The organism is Chryseobacterium nakagawai (assembly GCF_900637665.1).
Lineage (GTDB): Bacteria > Bacteroidota > Bacteroidia > Flavobacteriales > Weeksellaceae > Chryseobacterium > Chryseobacterium nakagawai.
Window position 1 is genome coordinate 1,200,706 of record NZ_LR134386.1, and the last position, 16,706, is coordinate 1,217,411.

The 16,706-nt window shown below is 34.6% G+C and carries 16 protein-coding genes and 1 tRNA gene; 7 read left to right on the plus strand and 10 right to left on the minus strand.

The window, feature by feature from the left end:
* Positions 1 to 144: 144 nt before the first annotated feature.
* From map to EL260_RS05440, 4 genes are all read left to right on the plus strand, one after another.
* On the plus strand, positions 145 to 909 hold the full coding sequence (gene map / locus EL260_RS05425; RefSeq protein ID WP_123859194.1) for a type I methionyl aminopeptidase: 765 nt from the start codon (positions 145 to 147) through the stop codon (positions 907 to 909).
* A 114-nt stretch (positions 910 to 1,023) separates the two neighbouring features.
* Positions 1,024 to 1,515 carry a cyclic nucleotide-binding domain-containing protein gene (locus tag EL260_RS05430; protein WP_123859195.1) on the plus strand — a complete coding sequence of 164 codons (492 nt, stop codon included), beginning with the start codon at positions 1,024 to 1,026 and terminating at the stop codon, positions 1,513 to 1,515.
* A 145-nt stretch (positions 1,516 to 1,660) separates the two neighbouring features.
* On the plus strand, positions 1,661 to 3,193 hold the full coding sequence (locus EL260_RS05435) for a M20/M25/M40 family metallo-hydrolase (protein ID WP_123859196.1): 1,533 nt from the start codon (positions 1,661 to 1,663) through the stop codon (positions 3,191 to 3,193).
* A gap of 218 nt (positions 3,194 to 3,411) precedes the next feature.
* Entirely contained in the window at positions 3,412 to 4,107 is a 696-nt protein-coding gene (locus EL260_RS05440; RefSeq protein ID WP_123859197.1) for a hypothetical protein, read from the plus strand.
* A gap of 99 nt (positions 4,108 to 4,206) precedes the next feature.
* Here the strand turns inward: EL260_RS05440 and EL260_RS05445 are convergent, their stop codons facing one another.
* The 3 genes from EL260_RS05445 to EL260_RS05455 form a co-directional block, all read right to left on the minus strand.
* Positions 4,207 to 5,037, minus strand: coding sequence for a DUF2490 domain-containing protein (locus EL260_RS05445; protein ID WP_123859198.1), 831 nt, complete (start codon positions 5,035 to 5,037; stop codon positions 4,207 to 4,209).
* A 228-nt stretch (positions 5,038 to 5,265) separates the two neighbouring features.
* Positions 5,266 to 6,180: a hypothetical protein gene (locus tag EL260_RS05450; RefSeq protein ID WP_123859199.1), complete on the minus strand. Its 915-nt coding sequence runs from the start codon at positions 6,178 to 6,180 to the stop codon at positions 5,266 to 5,268.
* Between the two features lie 87 nt (positions 6,181 to 6,267).
* Positions 6,268 to 6,810 (minus strand): helix-turn-helix domain-containing protein, encoded by a 543-nt coding sequence (locus EL260_RS05455; protein ID WP_123859200.1) that lies wholly within the window; start codon positions 6,808 to 6,810, stop codon positions 6,268 to 6,270.
* Between the two features lie 356 nt (positions 6,811 to 7,166).
* Between EL260_RS05455 and EL260_RS05460 the strand changes: the two genes are divergently transcribed.
* Positions 7,167 to 9,638 (plus strand): TonB-dependent receptor domain-containing protein, encoded by a 2,472-nt coding sequence (locus EL260_RS05460; RefSeq protein WP_123859201.1) that lies wholly within the window; start codon positions 7,167 to 7,169, stop codon positions 9,636 to 9,638.
* 133 nt (positions 9,639 to 9,771) lie between these two features.
* Here EL260_RS05460 and EL260_RS05465 read toward each other — a convergent pair whose 3' ends face one another.
* The 5 genes from EL260_RS05465 to EL260_RS05485 form a co-directional block, all read right to left on the minus strand.
* Positions 9,772 to 10,506, minus strand: coding sequence for a hypothetical protein (locus tag EL260_RS05465; RefSeq protein ID WP_123859202.1), 735 nt, complete (start codon positions 10,504 to 10,506; stop codon positions 9,772 to 9,774).
* A 120-nt stretch (positions 10,507 to 10,626) separates the two neighbouring features.
* On the minus strand, positions 10,627 to 11,040 hold the full coding sequence (locus EL260_RS05470) for a hypothetical protein (protein ID WP_123859203.1): 414 nt from the start codon (positions 11,038 to 11,040) through the stop codon (positions 10,627 to 10,629).
* Positions 11,041 to 11,311: 271 nt separating this feature from the next.
* Positions 11,312 to 11,629, minus strand: a complete 318-nt coding sequence (locus EL260_RS05475) for a helix-turn-helix domain-containing protein (protein ID WP_123859204.1) — start codon at positions 11,627 to 11,629, stop codon at positions 11,312 to 11,314.
* A gap of 56 nt (positions 11,630 to 11,685) precedes the next feature.
* A complete protein-coding gene (locus EL260_RS05480) occupies positions 11,686 to 12,111 on the minus strand; it encodes a transposase (protein WP_123859205.1) in 426 nt (141 codons plus the stop codon).
* Between the two features lie 10 nt (positions 12,112 to 12,121).
* Positions 12,122 to 13,303: a hypothetical protein gene (locus EL260_RS05485; protein WP_123859206.1), complete on the minus strand. Its 1,182-nt coding sequence runs from the start codon at positions 13,301 to 13,303 to the stop codon at positions 12,122 to 12,124.
* A gap of 199 nt (positions 13,304 to 13,502) precedes the next feature.
* On the opposite strand from EL260_RS05485, the gene EL260_RS05490 reads away from it, so the two are divergent.
* A complete protein-coding gene (locus tag EL260_RS05490) occupies positions 13,503 to 14,465 on the plus strand; it encodes a helix-turn-helix domain-containing protein (protein WP_123859207.1) in 963 nt (320 codons plus the stop codon).
* A gap of 81 nt (positions 14,466 to 14,546) precedes the next feature.
* Here the strand turns inward: EL260_RS05490 and EL260_RS05495 are convergent.
* Positions 14,547 to 14,633: transfer RNA gene (locus EL260_RS05495), tRNA-Ser, on the minus strand.
* Positions 14,634 to 14,678: 45 nt separating this feature from the next.
* Positions 14,679 to 15,707 (minus strand): asparaginase, encoded by a 1,029-nt coding sequence (locus EL260_RS05500; protein WP_123859208.1) that lies wholly within the window; start codon positions 15,705 to 15,707, stop codon positions 14,679 to 14,681.
* 160 nt (positions 15,708 to 15,867) lie between these two features.
* Between EL260_RS05500 and EL260_RS05505 the strand changes: the two genes are divergently transcribed.
* On the plus strand, positions 15,868 to 16,548 hold the full coding sequence (locus EL260_RS05505; RefSeq protein WP_123859209.1) for a TrmH family RNA methyltransferase: 681 nt from the start codon (positions 15,868 to 15,870) through the stop codon (positions 16,546 to 16,548).
* Positions 16,549 to 16,706 lie beyond the last annotated feature (158 nt).

The following is a 16,706-nucleotide window of genomic DNA, read 5'->3' on the forward strand; positions in this document are numbered from 1 at the left end:
ATAAAAAGAAAACCAATATATTCATTAAGAACTCATTACACCCTGTTTTTTTTAATAAAAGAAATTTATATTCTTTAACTTTGTATTTTTCAATAGCTAACACTTCTTAGTATTGAAATTCAAATCCAACCCAAAAATAAAATCATGTCAATTACCAACGACGATCAGTTAATCGGAATGCAGAAAGTGAGTGAAGCGGTTGCTTATACCTTGAAAGAGATGAAGCAATACGCTCAGCCAGGGATGACCACAAAGGAGCTTGATGAATACGGTGCTAAAATACTTGCTGATTTCGGAGCTAAGTCTGCACCTTATCTTACCTACGGATTTCCCGGATGGACTTGCATCAGTGTAGATAACGAATTTTGCCACGGGATTCCCACAGATCAAAGAGTTTTGAAGGAAGGTGACCTCATTAACATAGATGTTTCTGCAGAGCTCAACGGATATTGGGCTGATAATGGAGGATCCTTTGTGATTGGGGAAGACATTCATCAGCATCAGACATTGGTAAATGCTTCTAAAGATATTCTTCAAAAAGCAATTGATAATATAAAAGGGGGTGTGAAAATAGCAGATATCGGATTTTTAATGGAGACCGAAGCAAAGAAGAGAGGTTTTAAAGTCATTAAAAATCTTGGCGGACATGGTGTAGGAAGAAGTTTACATGAACAGCCCGATGAATTACTGAATTATAAAAACCGTTTCGATACCAGACGTTTTAAGAAAAATTCTGTAGTGGCAATTGAAACATTTATCTCTACTTCCTCAAATCTTGCTGTAGAATTAAAAGATGGCTGGACGATGGTAGGGAACAAAGGCGGCTATATGGCACAACATGAACATACCATTTTGATCACCGATGGAAAGCCTGTCATTTTAACTGAAATGAATGGAATCTTGAATTAATATTTCATCCCAACTTCTGAACATATTTTAATGATTAATTCTGTTTATCCAATAAATAGAAAGGTAGACATTTTGTCTTTAACGTTGAAATTTCTCAATTAAAACCGTATAAAAATGATCAGTGAAAAGAACTTGAAGGTTATCGAAAATTTCATTCAGATATTTGATAGCAATATCTATCGTAAAAAAGAAATATTGATGGATATCGATCAGGTGCACCGTGACTTATTTTACATTAAAAAAGGAGTGGCCAGGATCTTTTACTATGACGATAAAGCACAGGATCATACCCATTGGATCAGTTCAGATCATAGTTTTATAGCTCTTTTTTCAAGCGTATTGTCCGGAAAGGCGGCTCAACATTTTGAAATGGAAAGTATCGGACCAAAGATTACCCAGGACTTTTTACTCCTAGGTTCCAATGAAGATCACTTTATCCCCGTTGAATTATGCAAAAGAGTGATTGATGCTTTACCTAATGTAAAGTCACTTACCTATAAAATGTACACCAAGTACGATCACGCTGAAAACCATTGTAATTTTGGAAACACAGAACTTGTTTTGAGTGATATAGTTCATTGGATGTTACACGCTAGAAATAAGTAAAAAAATGCTCCTGTTAAAAATAAGGTTGTTTCTTAGGAAGCTGCCTTTTTTGTAGATCAATAATTGAAACCCTTGATTGTAAAATTGTTAATCAGCAAATACTTTCCTATATTTAGAGAACAAAATCATTCAGAAACTATTCACTATGAAAAAAGTTCTTTTAGCTATTCTGGGAATTCTCATTATTCTTGCTGCTGTCGTATTAATTAAAACTTACACCTATCCTTTTAAGAAAAATCCGTCAGGAGCAGGGGAAGGATGGAAACCTGTAAAAAATGACTCCGCAGTATCACGATTTTCCGGAGGGATAAAAATTCCTACCGTTTCTACCGGAAGTTTAGGCGAATTTAATTATGAACCTTTTGACCGGTTTAAGGAATATTTAAAAGCTACTTATCCATTAGTCTATCAAAATACTGAAAACGTAGAGATTAATAAATACGGATTGGTTTTCAGGCTTAAAGGAAGTAATCCAACATTAGAACCTATATTGTTTCTATCTCATATGGATGTAGTGCCTCCGGGGGATGCTGATATTAAAAATACCGCTGAAAATATCTTCAGACCGGATGATAAACCATCAGAACCTGTGGCCAAAGTTGCGGAAGACTGGGATTTTTCCCCTTTTTCCGGAGCTGTTGCTAACGGGAGAATTTATGGAAGAGGAGCAATAGATATGAAAGGAATGCTTTTCTCTTTAATGGAGTCTATGAATAACCTTATTAAAAGCAAACAAATTCCTCAGAGAGATATTTATTTAGCCTTTGGTTTTGATGAAGAAGTGGGAGGAAAGAACGGAGCTATGCAGATTGCAGATTACTTTAAGAAAAAAGGGTTGAAGTTCGATGCAGTATATGATGAAGGCGGACTGATTATGCGAAAAGGAAATGTAGCAGGGGTAGAGGCTGATGTTGCTGTAGTAGGTTGTGCTGAAAAAGGATTCCTTTCTGCCAAAATAAAAGTAAAAGGATTGGGTGGGCATTCCTCAATGCCTCCTATGGAAAGTGCTATCGGAAAAGCTGCAGTCATTATGCAAAAGCTGGAAGACGATCAGATGAAACCAGAGATAACCCCATTAATTAAAGAATTTTTTGATAATATTGGCGGTGCTATGCCTTTTACGACAAGAATGGCACTGGCTAACCAATGGCTTTTAAGACCGGTACTGATCTCGCAGCTTACCAAAAGTAATACCACCAATGCATTGGTACGAACCACAACAGCTTTAACAATGATGAAAGGAAGTGACGGAACCAATGTACTTTCTCCCGAAGTTGAATTTGTGGTTAATTTCAGGCTTCTTCCCGGAAATACTGTAAAAGATGTTAGGGATCATATTGCAAAAGCAACCAAAGGTTTTGATGTTGAAGTAGAGGAAATTGATAATACAAGAGAAGCATCAGCACTATCTTCATCGAATACCAAAGCATTCAAACTGATCGAAGCAGGAGTAAAAGAAATTTATCCTGAAGCCATTGTTTCCCCTTATCTCACCATGGCCGGAACAGACGCCGGGAAATATGAAATTGTAAGCAAAAACGTCTACAGATTCATGCCGATCAGAATCAACAGTGCGGAACAGCAAAGCATCCACAGTACCAATGAATATCTAAGTATAGAAAACTATCTGAAGATGATCCATTATTTTGAATTTATGATGAAAAATTATGATAAGTAATGCAGAGTTCGTGGAGAATAGAAAAGTAATCGTAAACTCTGTTACTAACAAAATATTGACAAGCCGAAGCGACTTGAGCACGCAGTATTAACATTTATGCTGATTGTTGATTACAATCTTTTAGCCTGTCTCTATTTTCTTCTTTTTCAAAAAAAATATTATGCGTCAAGTTTTGTCGCATTACGGTAATAGCTTTGTCATATCAAAATTATAGAGCTATGGAATTGCCACTTTACTTAAACTTTAACGACTTTGAAAACCATTATTATGATCATCTTGAAAAATGGTTTGAAGAATATTATAATGCTAGTGAAGCAGATTACCTGAAAACGTTGGCAAGTATGTATAGTCCTTATGTATACTACAATTTTGCTGATGAGAGCCTGCAGGCAGATGCTACCATTGAAATCAAAGACTGTTTCTTCCCTTATCATGAGAAAATCGGGATTTCTTTCTGTACAGGTTGTGAAAATGGTACCTCACCCAAAAAAGGAATGAATCACGTTTTTGAATGGAAAAACATTTCCATGATGGAATACGCTCAGCATATTTTGGACAAGATCAATCGCCATTGCTCAAAAAATAAAGATGCCCTGAGTGGCAGTAAAAATATCCTGGATTACATCAATGATTATGATATTGTGACTTCCCGCGAAGGTGCAGGATATTGTATCAGCTACAACAGCCATCAGATGACCATTCCTTTTCTTAAGGCTTATCTTCCTTATTATGGGCAGACGGTAGACATGGCACTATATAGGGATTTTATATTTTCCATTGTACAAATTGCAGAGTTTATTGATCAGAAATTAAAAACAATTCAGGCTTTTGAACATACCATTTATGCCCAGTCAAGAGCCGAAGCCAAATTCAAGGTACAGATGAGCCGCCAGTTTCTGACCCTATGCAATTAAAATTTTACACCAACATTCATACTTAATTATATTGCGGAGAATCTATATTTTCCAACGAAAATCCTAGCCATTACTGACTAGGATTTTTTATAGATAAACTTAATCAAGGTGATCCTGATCCGTTGTCTCTTTCTTTTTATAAGGAATGTTCCAGACGAGGTCTGCCGCAATATAATGAACTCCTCCGTGCTGAATACTTTTGCTGCCCCTGATCAGATCATCCATATAACCGATATCCACTGTGAAAGGAGAATTGGGAATATTGAACATATAGTAAGCAGCCAGCCGCAATTCACGGTATCCAAAAGAGTTCCAGTGTTGGTCATGCTCATTGAGATGACTAATGGAAAACAACGCTTCAGCACTTAATGCCAGCTTTTGATTATTCTTAGGAGATAGATTATAGGTTAACTGGCTTTTGATCCGGGTTCTCAATTGAAAATCTTCATCCACTTTATGAAAATCAGCATCAAAGAACTTTCTGAATTCCTGTCGAACCGTATTTTTAAGCTTTAGATTTTTCCCAAGATCAAAAGTATAGGCATAGCGCCCATAAATTCTGAATTCCTGTTCTATACCTTCTTTTTCATAAGGAGCTTCTTTATCATATTCAGGCTGTCGGCGGTAGCTTAAAGCATAACTGTATTGCTGATGAGGTGCAAAAGAGTGATAAAACTCGTGGTTTAATACAAAAATAGCCTGTTTTGCAAACAAATTATTGTTATCCAGAGTACTTTTACGTCCTATCGCAACATAGCTCATCGTTTGTTTCTTTCCCAAAGAATCCAGATTACGTTTCACCCCAAAAGCTGACCAAAAGGCGGTCTTGGCATCCCCTAATCCAGGCGGACTGATCTGTGCTTTTACAAGGCTTCCTAAACAACCTGTTATACCTAAAATAATAAAAAATTTTCTTATACCGAACATCATGATAACTGCTTTACGATTATTAATGGCTGCGAAATCATAAGGTTAGATAAAAATATCAGCGATACGCAGAGAAAATATGTGGTCAAAACAAATTTATGAGACTTTATGAATAGAATGTTTATTCAAACATCTTAAATACTGTTTAAAAACATGACAAAATAACTGCCTCATTTAGGAAAGATTTAGGAACAATAAGTATACTTGATAAATATTTGCAGGATTAAAATTTTATTCAATTCCGAGTTTTTCTTTTGAACAATCAATATAAATTTTATGGTTTAAAAAGATCTTATTACCCAACATTCCTGACATTCCTGAAAACTTCATCAACATATATTGACTTTGAGAAAATCCCTCCACGTAGGTTACTTCACTCAATGGAAGATCTTTATTACTAAACCGGATAGTGTTATGTGTTTTTGTAGTATATGTTGTTAAAATATTTGGCCTTGATTGGGCTTTTTCTATTATAACTTTTGATTGTGGTAGTCTTAAACTTTTCCAGTTTTCTTTATTCGTCAGCAATTCATAAGCACTGGTTCCGGAGTCATACAGAAACTTTTCATCTTTTCCTTTTAAATTTCCGTGAATAACAATTTTCCTCTTTGTAAATTTAAAATCAATAAGAGTATTTTGAAACTCATCTGGTTCCTTAGAGAGATTGAAAACAACATTATTATCCTTGAAATTAATCAAAGTTTTTCGATCTTCAAGAATATCAGCGCCAAGAGTTCCAATGATTTTTACAGGATTATTTTTTTCCAAATTTTTTCCTGCATTGGATATTTTGATTTTGCGTGACGTAATTTTTGTTTTGCCAATATAAAATGAGGTGATAGCCTGCTCATCTTTGGTGGTAATCCCTTTCAGTAATGGTATCGCTTTATTATAAAATTCTGTATAAACAGCTCCTGTATCGAATTGGAGATAATAAGTAATAGTGTCTTTTGGGAAATGTATGGGAATAAGCAATGCGTTTTTATCTTCTCCAATCCATTTGATAGGGATTGGTCCACTTTCGTTGTCTACTCTTAAGTAATTCTTTTCCGGAGTAAATTTTTGGTTAAAATAGAGGTATCCGCCTATTCCTGTAATGGCAATGATAATTAAAACATATAGCGCAATTCCCTTTAGTATTTTCATGCTGATTTTTTATGCAAGATTCGGAAATCCCTTATTATTTTTACATGAAAACAATGCGACAATTTTACGACATTTCTATGTCTTTATTTATAAGAAATTGGTTTTCAATTTTATACTTAACTCCTGGATTTTGTTCAGACTGATTCCATTCATAATGATAATAAATAATTTCAGCCCTAAAAATAGGATTAAAGGAATGATAAACAGTGGAAATGTAAACGGAAATAACTTTTGAATAAACGGACTGATAATCATTAAAACCGAAAAAATTACCGATATAATAATCTGGATACAAAGAATGCTTTTTCCAAGCTCTCTATTTTTTAAATCCCTCGTCTGATAGGTTAAAACAGCTGGAATAATAATACCTCCATATGGTATAATAAGACCAGCCAAAGCAGAAAAATTGATCTTTTTAGCTCTTTGAACATCAATTACTTCTTTTGCTGTTGTAATAAGATCTTCCGGTTGAACATTTAAAGCCTGGGCAAGTGCTTTTAAGGTAAATCCTTTTAGAATATTTCCGGCTTCAATTCTCTGAACTGTTCGAAGGGAAAGTCCCGAACTCTCAGCAAGTTCATTTTGTGTCATATTCATGCGCTCTCGCAAAACTTTAACCTGGTTTTCCATGATCTGTCAACTATAACTGTCCTGCTAATTTAAAAAAAGGACAAAAATTTTAATACAATAAACTTCTAAATTTAAAATCTTCAATTGTGGATAACTTGTTAATAAAATATTGATAAAATGTGAATAAGTCCATTTTTTATTTTAAAACATATCGTAAACCTCCTTTTAGAAAGGGATAGTGAAATTTATAAACAGAAATGAGATATTCATAAATATCTATTTTATTAAGATATTTTTAAAAGGTGAATGATGATTTTTATCTTTTATTTAGAATAATTCAAATTAATATTGCGAGAAAAATTGTTTATCCTTTATTTTGCATTTTTATTTATAATTATTTTAAATAAGGCTGAAAAATGATACGATCAAGTGAATGTGAGCTTCTGATGAAGTCGATAACCCATGCCCATGAAGCAGAACAGGATGATGTTTTAACAAATAATATAGTACAATGGTCTAAACCATTTCTGATTTTCTTCTTTTCCCTAATAAGTTTAACTCAACTCTATGCGCAGGATCTGCAAGGCGGAATAACCGGTAAGATCAATATGGTGGACGGACAGCCTTTAAGAGCAATCTCCGTCTCATTATTGGAAGCAGATCGCCAGACACTGACAGACGATGAGGGATACTATCGTTTTACCAATATAAACGCAGGCTCCTATACCTTAAAACTACAAATCTTAGGATCTAAAGAAATACGTATTCCTGTTGACGTAAAAGCAGGAGAAAGTACCATACTGGATTATCAACTTACGAAAGAAAATATTCAGGCCATACAGGAAGTGGTTATCATGAAAAATGTCAACAGATTTTCTAAGAAAGAAAGTGGATTTGTGGCAAGACTGCCTTTAAAGAACCTGGAAAATCCTCAGGTTTATAATACGGTCACTAAGGAACTTTTTCAGGAACAGGTTGCTGTAGACCTGGGAAGTATTTCTAAAAATGTACCGGGAGCCGGAGTTCCCATGATTGCGAATCAGGGAAGAGTGACATTCCGTTCAAGAGGATTTGAAACAGAGCCTAATGCAAGAAATGGAGTAGCCGGAGCTGCTTTTTCAGTAATAGATCCTGTCAACTTAGAGCGTATTGAAGCGATAAAAGGACCTTCTGCTACTTTATTTGGAAAGAGTGTGGCTAGCAGCTATGGTGGTGTGTATAACCGTGTAACAAAAAAGCCTTACAATAAGTTTGGAGGTGAAGTGGGATATGTTGGCGGAAGCTGGGATTATAATCGATTGACAGTAGATGTAAATACTCCTGTGAATAAAGACAGAACAGCACTTTTCCGTCTTAATGCTGCCGGAACATTTGAAAAAAGCTTTCAAGACTTAGGGTTTACGAACTCGCTGGCAATTGCCCCAAGTTTTTCTTATCAGATCAACGATCGTATGTCGCTTCTTTTGGATGTAGAGTTTAATCAGGCAAAAGGAACCTCAGTAGTGCGCTTTAATCCTTATACAGGAAGCAACAAAACTCAGTCTATTGCAGATATGAAGTTCCCTTACTATAAAAATTTCCTGGGTGATGATCTTGCTTATGAAACGCAAATGATGAATATCTTTGCTCAACTTAATTATAAAGTATCAGAAAATTGGACCTCCCAGACGATTATATCCCGTGCAAGGTCCACAATCAATGGATATATTTCTGCCATTAACGGGAAGACAGATTCTACCGCAAGTGCTCAGGTAATGGTAGGAACAACTTCATTTATTGCAACGAATATTCAGCAGAACTTTATCGGAGATTTCCATATTGGACGTTTCAGAAACAGAATGGTTGTAGGATTGGATTACTATAATAATTCTAATCATTTTGACCGTTATCATACCAATACAAAGGTGTTTAACTTTGTTCATCCATCGGCAGATTTTAGAGTCAACCGTAATACAATCGATGCCCTTACTGCAACTTCTGTTGTTAGAAAAGAAAATAACAGTGACAATACCTATGCGGCCTACGTATCAAATGTCTTCAATGTAACAGATCAGTTAATGGTAATGACCAGTTTGAGGGTAGACAGATTCCAGTTTAAGGGAGTTTACGACATTACTACAGGTCAGATAAAAGGAGGCTTAAGTAACAGTGGAACCCAAGCAGGGCCTTATGCGCAGACAGCACTTTCTCCTAAGCTGGGACTTGTATATGAAATACTGAAAAATAAAGTTTCCCTGTTTGGAAACTATATGAACGGTTTCAATAATGTAAGTGGAGTAGATATTAATGGAAATTCATTTAAGCCTGAATATGCCAACCAATTGGAATTTGGGGTAAAAGGAGATCTTTTCAATCATAGACTTGTGGGAACGTTGAGTTATTACAATATCCGTGTTGATAATATTTTGAGAACCAATCCGGATGACATCAACTATTCTATACAGGATGGAACTCAATTGAGTAAAGGATTTGAAGCAGAATTAACAGCCAATCCTTTTGATGGACTAAATATCGTAGCAGGATATGCTTATAATGATAGTAAATTTACAAATGCCAATCCTTCTGTTGACGGATTAAGACCAGCATTGTCAGGTCCGGCAAACATGTTCAATTTCTGGATAAGCTACAGAATTCCACAAGGTAAATTAAAAGGCCTTGGAATAGGAGGAGGAGGAAATATGGGATCATCTTCCTATCAAACCAATACACAAACAGCTAAAGTCATTATTCCTTCTTATACAATGCTAGATCTAGGGATTTTCTATGACCAGCCGAAATATAGAGTAGGATTGAAATTTGATAATATCACTAATGAAAAAGCTTGGTCGGTGCGTTTAACGCCGCAGGCACCAGCTCGTTTCTTAGGAAGCGTTTCCTTGAAATTCTAAAATAAGGTTTTAATAATTGATAATAAAAAGTCCCGGATTCATAGATTCGGGACTTTTATTTGTATTGATTCTCAACTTTTTATATTGATTCTATTCATTAATACATTTTGTACCTGATATAACTTCCATCTTCTTAATTAATCCAAAGACAATAATTATTACGGTATCTTATCTTCGCATAAGAAATTCCCAGAAATATTCCTGGAGTATTATCCTGCCAATCCTGTCTGATGACATAAAGTCCCGGCATCGTTGGTTTAAAAATGGCTTTATGCTCCTTGTCTACCGGAATATTCTTTTCCCAGTTTTCAGGATTAAAAATCCGGAGCATTGTCCCTTTTTCAGAAGGTTTCATATTGCGGTAAGGGAAAATAGTATAAACACCATTTTTTTCCTGAAGATTAATGTCCATAAATTGGAGAGGTAATGTATTTTCAGATGAAACACCTACATGATAAGCCCCACACATAAAGTCAATAGGCCGTACATTTTCTTTCGGATCCTGAGAACGTTCCAAAACAGGTTGTTGATCATTCATTCCAAAGATCCTGTAGGTTCCTTTCTGATCCGGGATGAACGTTCCTTCCCAATGATCTTCTTTTGGATGCAGTCTAATGTTTAATTTTTCTCCTTTAGCATTCAAAAGAAAGAAATTAAAATCTTTGATCCTTTGAAATTCAGTGCCGGTAGTACGGTGCCGTTCACTGAGATCATCAATAAAACCATAGCATACCTGTATTTTAACCTCTTCTTTTAATTTTCCTGATCCATGAATTTCCATCCAATAGGCACTGGCTTTTGTAAGTTGTGGGAATAGAAAAGCAGTAAGAAATAACAGCAATGAAAGTACTGTCCTTATTGTAAACATTTTATTTGAATTATATTAAAGCTGCTAATTTAGGAAAAAGCTTAAAAATGAAAACTGCGATATTAAAAAATACCGCAGTAGACTTGATTATGATGATTGATTTTGAAATCTTGTTTTATATTATACACCTGTTCTGCACATCGCATCCCAGGTAGTCCAGAAGTGGGCATTAATAGCACCGATAGGAGGATTGATACTGTCTGCAACAATTCCTACCATAGAAGCACAGTTGGAATTACAGCCTATTTCATTGTGGCTTCCTGCCTGAGGAGGAATTTGTCTCCATGTCCCGGTTGAACCGTTTAATAATTCCACTTTAATTTCGAAAATTCCTGAAAGATTAGATGTTTGGATTTGCTTTGTCGGATTGTCACTTGAAATAGAATCACTCCAAGTTCCCTGTGAAAATGTTACTCTCCACTTGCTAATCATTTTAGCAGTATCGTGTTGAGGTGAAAGATACACCCAGAACTGTGCTCCGCCTCCCAGTTGTAGCTGGCCGGAGGAATTGGCATTTACACTTGTTGATGTCATATTAAATTGGTTTTTGTGGTTACTTTTGTATTCCAAAGTAACGAAGAACAAAACAGATACTGTAGAGTAGAAATAACCAATTGTATATTCAGGTATAAATACGTAAAAGTATCGGAAGAAGTAATAATCAAAAAAAATAAAACCCTTATTATATGAAATGAAACAGCGCTGTAGATTAGCGCTGTTTCTTGCAAAAAGGGGTCAAAAAACTAATATGATTTTTACTGTTATCCTGATGTTTCAGCAAATACTTAATGAATAAGAATATAGATTATAAATATTTATTTCTATTTCTTTTCCAGTAAGTGACTGTATTCCTGCTGATATTGAATTCTGATGCCAAAGCTTTATTAGATAACTCATTTACAGTTTGGTAATTAAGTATTGTCATTATTGTTGCAATATCGTAAGACCTGTGTCTTCTATCATCGATCTTAGAATTAAAAACCATTTGATTCAATTGAATAATGTCAATAGAATTAAGTGTTTTTTTGTTTAAGATCAAAGCGGTTTGAGAATCGATATTTATTTTATAATAATCTATTATATCATTATATATTTTCTTATAATTTATTTTTCTTGTGTTCATTTAAAAGGGTAAAATTAAATTGTGATTTGTGAAACTTTTATGAGTGGGCTAATGGCTTATTCTATATATTTTTTCATCCATTTGTAAAGTGTTGTTTTGGGAATATTATACTTTTCTATTATTTCAATGGATGAAAGTTCTTTTTTCTGTAATCTTTCAATAATATATTGTATGAGCTCAGGGGTATAAATGTTTTTTCTGTAAACCGGAAGCACTGTTTTCTGATTATCTTTATTAATGTATTTTTTACTTGGAGGAGCATAAAGGGTAAGATGCTGACTGTAAATTCTAAAAAAATCATATTCTAATAATTTACTCCACTTTAATAATAACAAAGTATCTAGACTTTCAGAATGGTACATTTCTTCAACCTCTGCTTCGGTACATCCCATAAAATTACAGATACGGGATATTTCTATCCCGCTTTCTGAAACTAACTGTTGAACTAATCTTCCGACATTAATATTTTTATATAATGACATTGTGTTAAAATTAATTAGGTGCTGTAATTTGTTCTATTCTCAGATATGCCTTTGTATTTTTACAAACTCCATTAGGGCAAGTAGTATCATTAGCTGCAACATCAGGGCTGGGAGCCCCGAGCATAAAAGTGAAATTATAAAGGGTTTTATCTCCGGCGCTATCTGTGGAAGTCCATGTATAGCGTCTATATTCTGGAGAGCCGTAGTATACGTCCGGGTCTCCCCATGCCATGCCGTTTGTATTCCCACTAAAAGTGGTACCATTACCACCTCCATTACCGTACCACACGCCTTGTGCAGGAAATGGCGTTGCATTGTTTCCATAGACTATAAGACCACTTGTTACATAGTCTGTGCTAAAATTCCACATAATACTTGGAGTTCCTGTATTACTGCGGATATTAATATCAGCGAGAGCAAATGCATAGCCCTTTTCAATTTTTACACGGACTGAATATTTTCCATCCGGTGAAGTAACATAACGGTGATAGACATCGTATCCTCCTAATTTTTCTCCTGGATTTAGAAATAAAGGGCCAATGGTTGCACTTTGTGTGATAACGGCGGTGTCAACATCCCCCACAACAACCGAACAGTTCATACTGCTGTTTAGAAAAGGAATTAATGTATTGTTTATAGGAATTGTTGTTGTGCTTGGTGATGAAGCAGTGGGGGTTCCGCTTACTGAAAAGACTAATTCTCCATTACCATGCTCTAATTTATTTGCGAGTAATTTAAAGGTCAGACCGTTCACCGTAACAGAATTTCCAGGTTGGTATGCTGCTCCGTTTCCATTCGTGTAATTAATTTTAAGATTTCCGGAATAAGGTGTACCTTGAATATAATTGCCAGGAACTAGAATAGCAGAGGCACATTGCAAGCTACCTATTGAAGGTGTAGCGGCTGTAGTATTGTCTATTGTTCTCCATTCGCTGCCATTCCAAAAATAATATCCCTCTACCAATGCATTGGTTCCACCTGTATTATAAACTAACAAGCCTCTGGCATTCGTAGCGCTATTCAATTGTTGCGTGCTAGTTGATAAAACGAGACGAGGGGTCAGAATTCCTCTATTAGTCGATACAATATCTAATGCAGATGAAGGATCTGGTGTGGTTGTACCTATCCCTACTTGACCATAAGAAAAAATTCCAATAAATAAGGATGATAAAAGTAAAAAATTGTTTTTCATAATTAATATTGTTTAATGTTTATATAAAAATTCCATATTTAAATGATATTATATATTTTTATAAAACCAAAAGTAGCCCAAAAAATAAAGTGATTTTTTGGAGAATAAATGAAAAATAGAAAATCATTTGCTTTTATGTAAATTATTGTTTTACAACTATTTATATAAGTTGTTTTCTGAAAATAAATTAATATAGAATATGGATGTTGAGATAGATTCAAGAGTTGATTCTCTTAAAAGAGAGTTAATTAAAAAATACGTTTATTTTATGTTTGTTTTTCAAATTGTATTTTTTTTACTTTTTTATGCATTTGATCAAAATAGAAATTCAATGCTTATGTTTCTGCCAATTATTGAATTTGCATTTATTTTTTATACTCACCTATTAATTCGAAAGGATTATAATATTAACCAAGTCGTTACTATTTATCTCGCTATAGCCCCTATTTTGTTAATGTATTCTATTATTAATTTCTGGGCTTATGGTTTGATACTTATTATTTGGTTGACTCCAATACCTTTTGGGGCTAGCATTTTTTTTACAAGAAAGAAAACAATACTTTTTACCTGTTATACCATCTTTCTTATTGTATGTACGTTTATAATCTCTTATACTACACAGTATAAAACCGTGATCTATAATAAAAATGTTATTAGAGTATCAGATTTGTTAAATATTTTATTTAATGGAATTATATTCTACTTGCTTTTCTATTATCAGAATAGGATAAAACAAGTAACAGCTGCAGAAAATAAGGAGATCTTAAATGAAGGATTTAGTGAAAAGAATGCAGCACTTACTTTTGAGTTAAGTGACACTAAACTGAAAGATATTTTCAGCCAAATCGAAAATCTTATTACAACAAAAGAACCGTACAAAGACAGTGATTTTACTATTGCCCAATTAAGTACTGAATTAAAAATAAATTCTAAATATTTAGCCGGTTCATTAAAGGCAGCGGGATATACAAATTTTAATCATTATCTTAATTTTTATAGAATAGAGTATGCCAAAAAAATGATTGTTGATAGTGATTTGAGCAAATTAACCCTTTTGTATATCTATACTGAGGCAGGCTTTTCAAATCAATCAACTTTTAATAGGGTTTTTAAAGGGTTTGAAGGAATTACTCCCACAGAGTATATTAAAAATTTATCCTGAATGCTCTTTAAGAGTAACATAAATAAATGTTTTAAAGAAAAAAGGTTTATAAATCAATGATTTATAAACCTTTTTATTTTGCAGAAAGGAAGGGATTCGAACCCTCGATACAGTTACCCGTATACTACCTTTCCAGGGTAGCTCCTTCAACCACTCGGACACCTTTCTTTTTGAGATTGCAAAAATAGGATATTTTCTTTAATTACCAAATTTTTAATGTGTTTTTTCATCAGTAATTTCTCCGCAAAGGCTTTGGGTAAAGTTGTCTGCGAAACTCCCGGAGTAATTAGGATTGTCGATCAGGTGCATTGCTTTCGTAATGGCAGTCTCTGCAGTCATATCTCTTCCGCTAATGGCTCCGATTCTTGAGAAAATATTACTGTTCTCATATTTACCGAACGAAATACCTCCGGAAATACACTGGCTCACCACTACGATCTCTGTACCGTTATTTCTGATCTCCTGCAGTGTTTCTTGAGTCTTTTCACTACTGAAAATAGTTCCGGAACCAAAAACCTGAAGAATTAGTACCTTCATTTTAGGAATTTCCTTAAAGTGGCTCAAATGCATTCCTGGGAAAATTCTCCAGAACAGAACATCTTCAGAGATATGCTCGTCAACATGAAACTCAACTTCCGGATTGCAACGAAAAAGATTGTCTTTGATGATATTTAAATGAACCCCGGACTGCCCAAGAATAGGATAGTTCGGACTTGCATACGCATCAAAATATTCCGCAGAATACTTTAATGTTCTGTTTCCTCTTAAGAGCTTATATTCAAAATAGATGGCAACTTCCTGAATGACGGCTTCATCATTCTCATACAGACTTGCATAATAAAGACTCGTGAGAAGATTTTCTTTCGCATCAGTTCTCAGGTCACCAATAGGCAGCTGTGAACCGGTCATAATAACCGGCTTTCTTAATCCTTTTAACATGAAACTTAATGCTGAAGCAGTATAAGACATCGTATCTGTCCCATGAAGAATCAGGAATCCGTCATAATCATTGTAGTTTTCATGAATATAGTTGGCAATTACCTTCCATTCTTCAGGTCCCATGTCCGAAGAGTCCAGTGGTTTGGCAAAAGGATGTACAAAAACTTCACATTCCATAAGCTTCATTTCAGGCATCTTTTCGAAGATATTACCAAAATCAAAGGCACGTAGACTTCCGGTTTCATAATCTTTTTCCATACCGATGGTTCCTCCGGTATAGATGAGCAGGACTTTTCGTTTCATGTATTATTTTTAATTAAGAATTTAATCCCGGTTAAGGATCATAGCCCAAAATTACGTTAATTTGCAAAGATTTGAAAATGAATGAAACGCTTATCATCAAATTTTATCAGAATAAGATGAATTCCGTGCGTTACATAAGGCTATTGAAAAAAATAACTAAATGCAGATGAAAGATTTAGCGCAAACTTATGAATATTTAAAACAGTTTTTAACAGAAGAAAGATTCGAGAAAATTGAACACTTCTCCCAGGAAAGCTCAGACTTTGTGCTTCCGGTGGTCGAAGATATCTATCAGTTTCGGAATGCAGCAGCTATTGTACGTTCTGTAGAAGCCTGCGGTTTTCATAAAGTAGTGGCTTTGCAGGAGGAATACAGTTTTGAACCCAATCTTAGGGTAACCAAAGGAGCAGATACCTGGGTTGAGGTTGAAAAACTTCCCCGAAATAGGCAATCCTTTCAGGAAATTAAAGACAGAGGATACAAAATTGTGGTAGTTTCCCTGGAAAATAACGCTAAAATGCTTCCTGAATATGAAATTACAGAGCCTATAGCTTTGGTATTCGGTACCGAGATGGAAGGCGTTTCGCAAGAGATTCTGGATTTCGCAGATGAAACACTGGCGATACCAATGTATGGTTTTACAAGGAGTTTTAATGTTTCCGTAGCAGCTTCCATTTGTATGTATGAACTGAAGCAAAAACTGATAAAATCTGGTATTGATTATAAATTAGATGAAGAAAAGCTGCTAAGAATGAAAATCCTTTGGACGGTAAACTCTATAAGAAGTGGTCAGCAGATTTTTGAGAAATACCTGAAAGAAAATAATATTGATTGGAAATAATCAATTCGGAATATAAAAAAGGAGGCGTTTAAAACCTCCTTTTTTATAGATATAGATTAGGAATCTATTATTTATATTCTAAATGATATCTAGGTTAAAATCAAACTTATTGTGTCATTCTGAATGTAACGAAGTGGAATGAAGAATCAAAGTTTTTA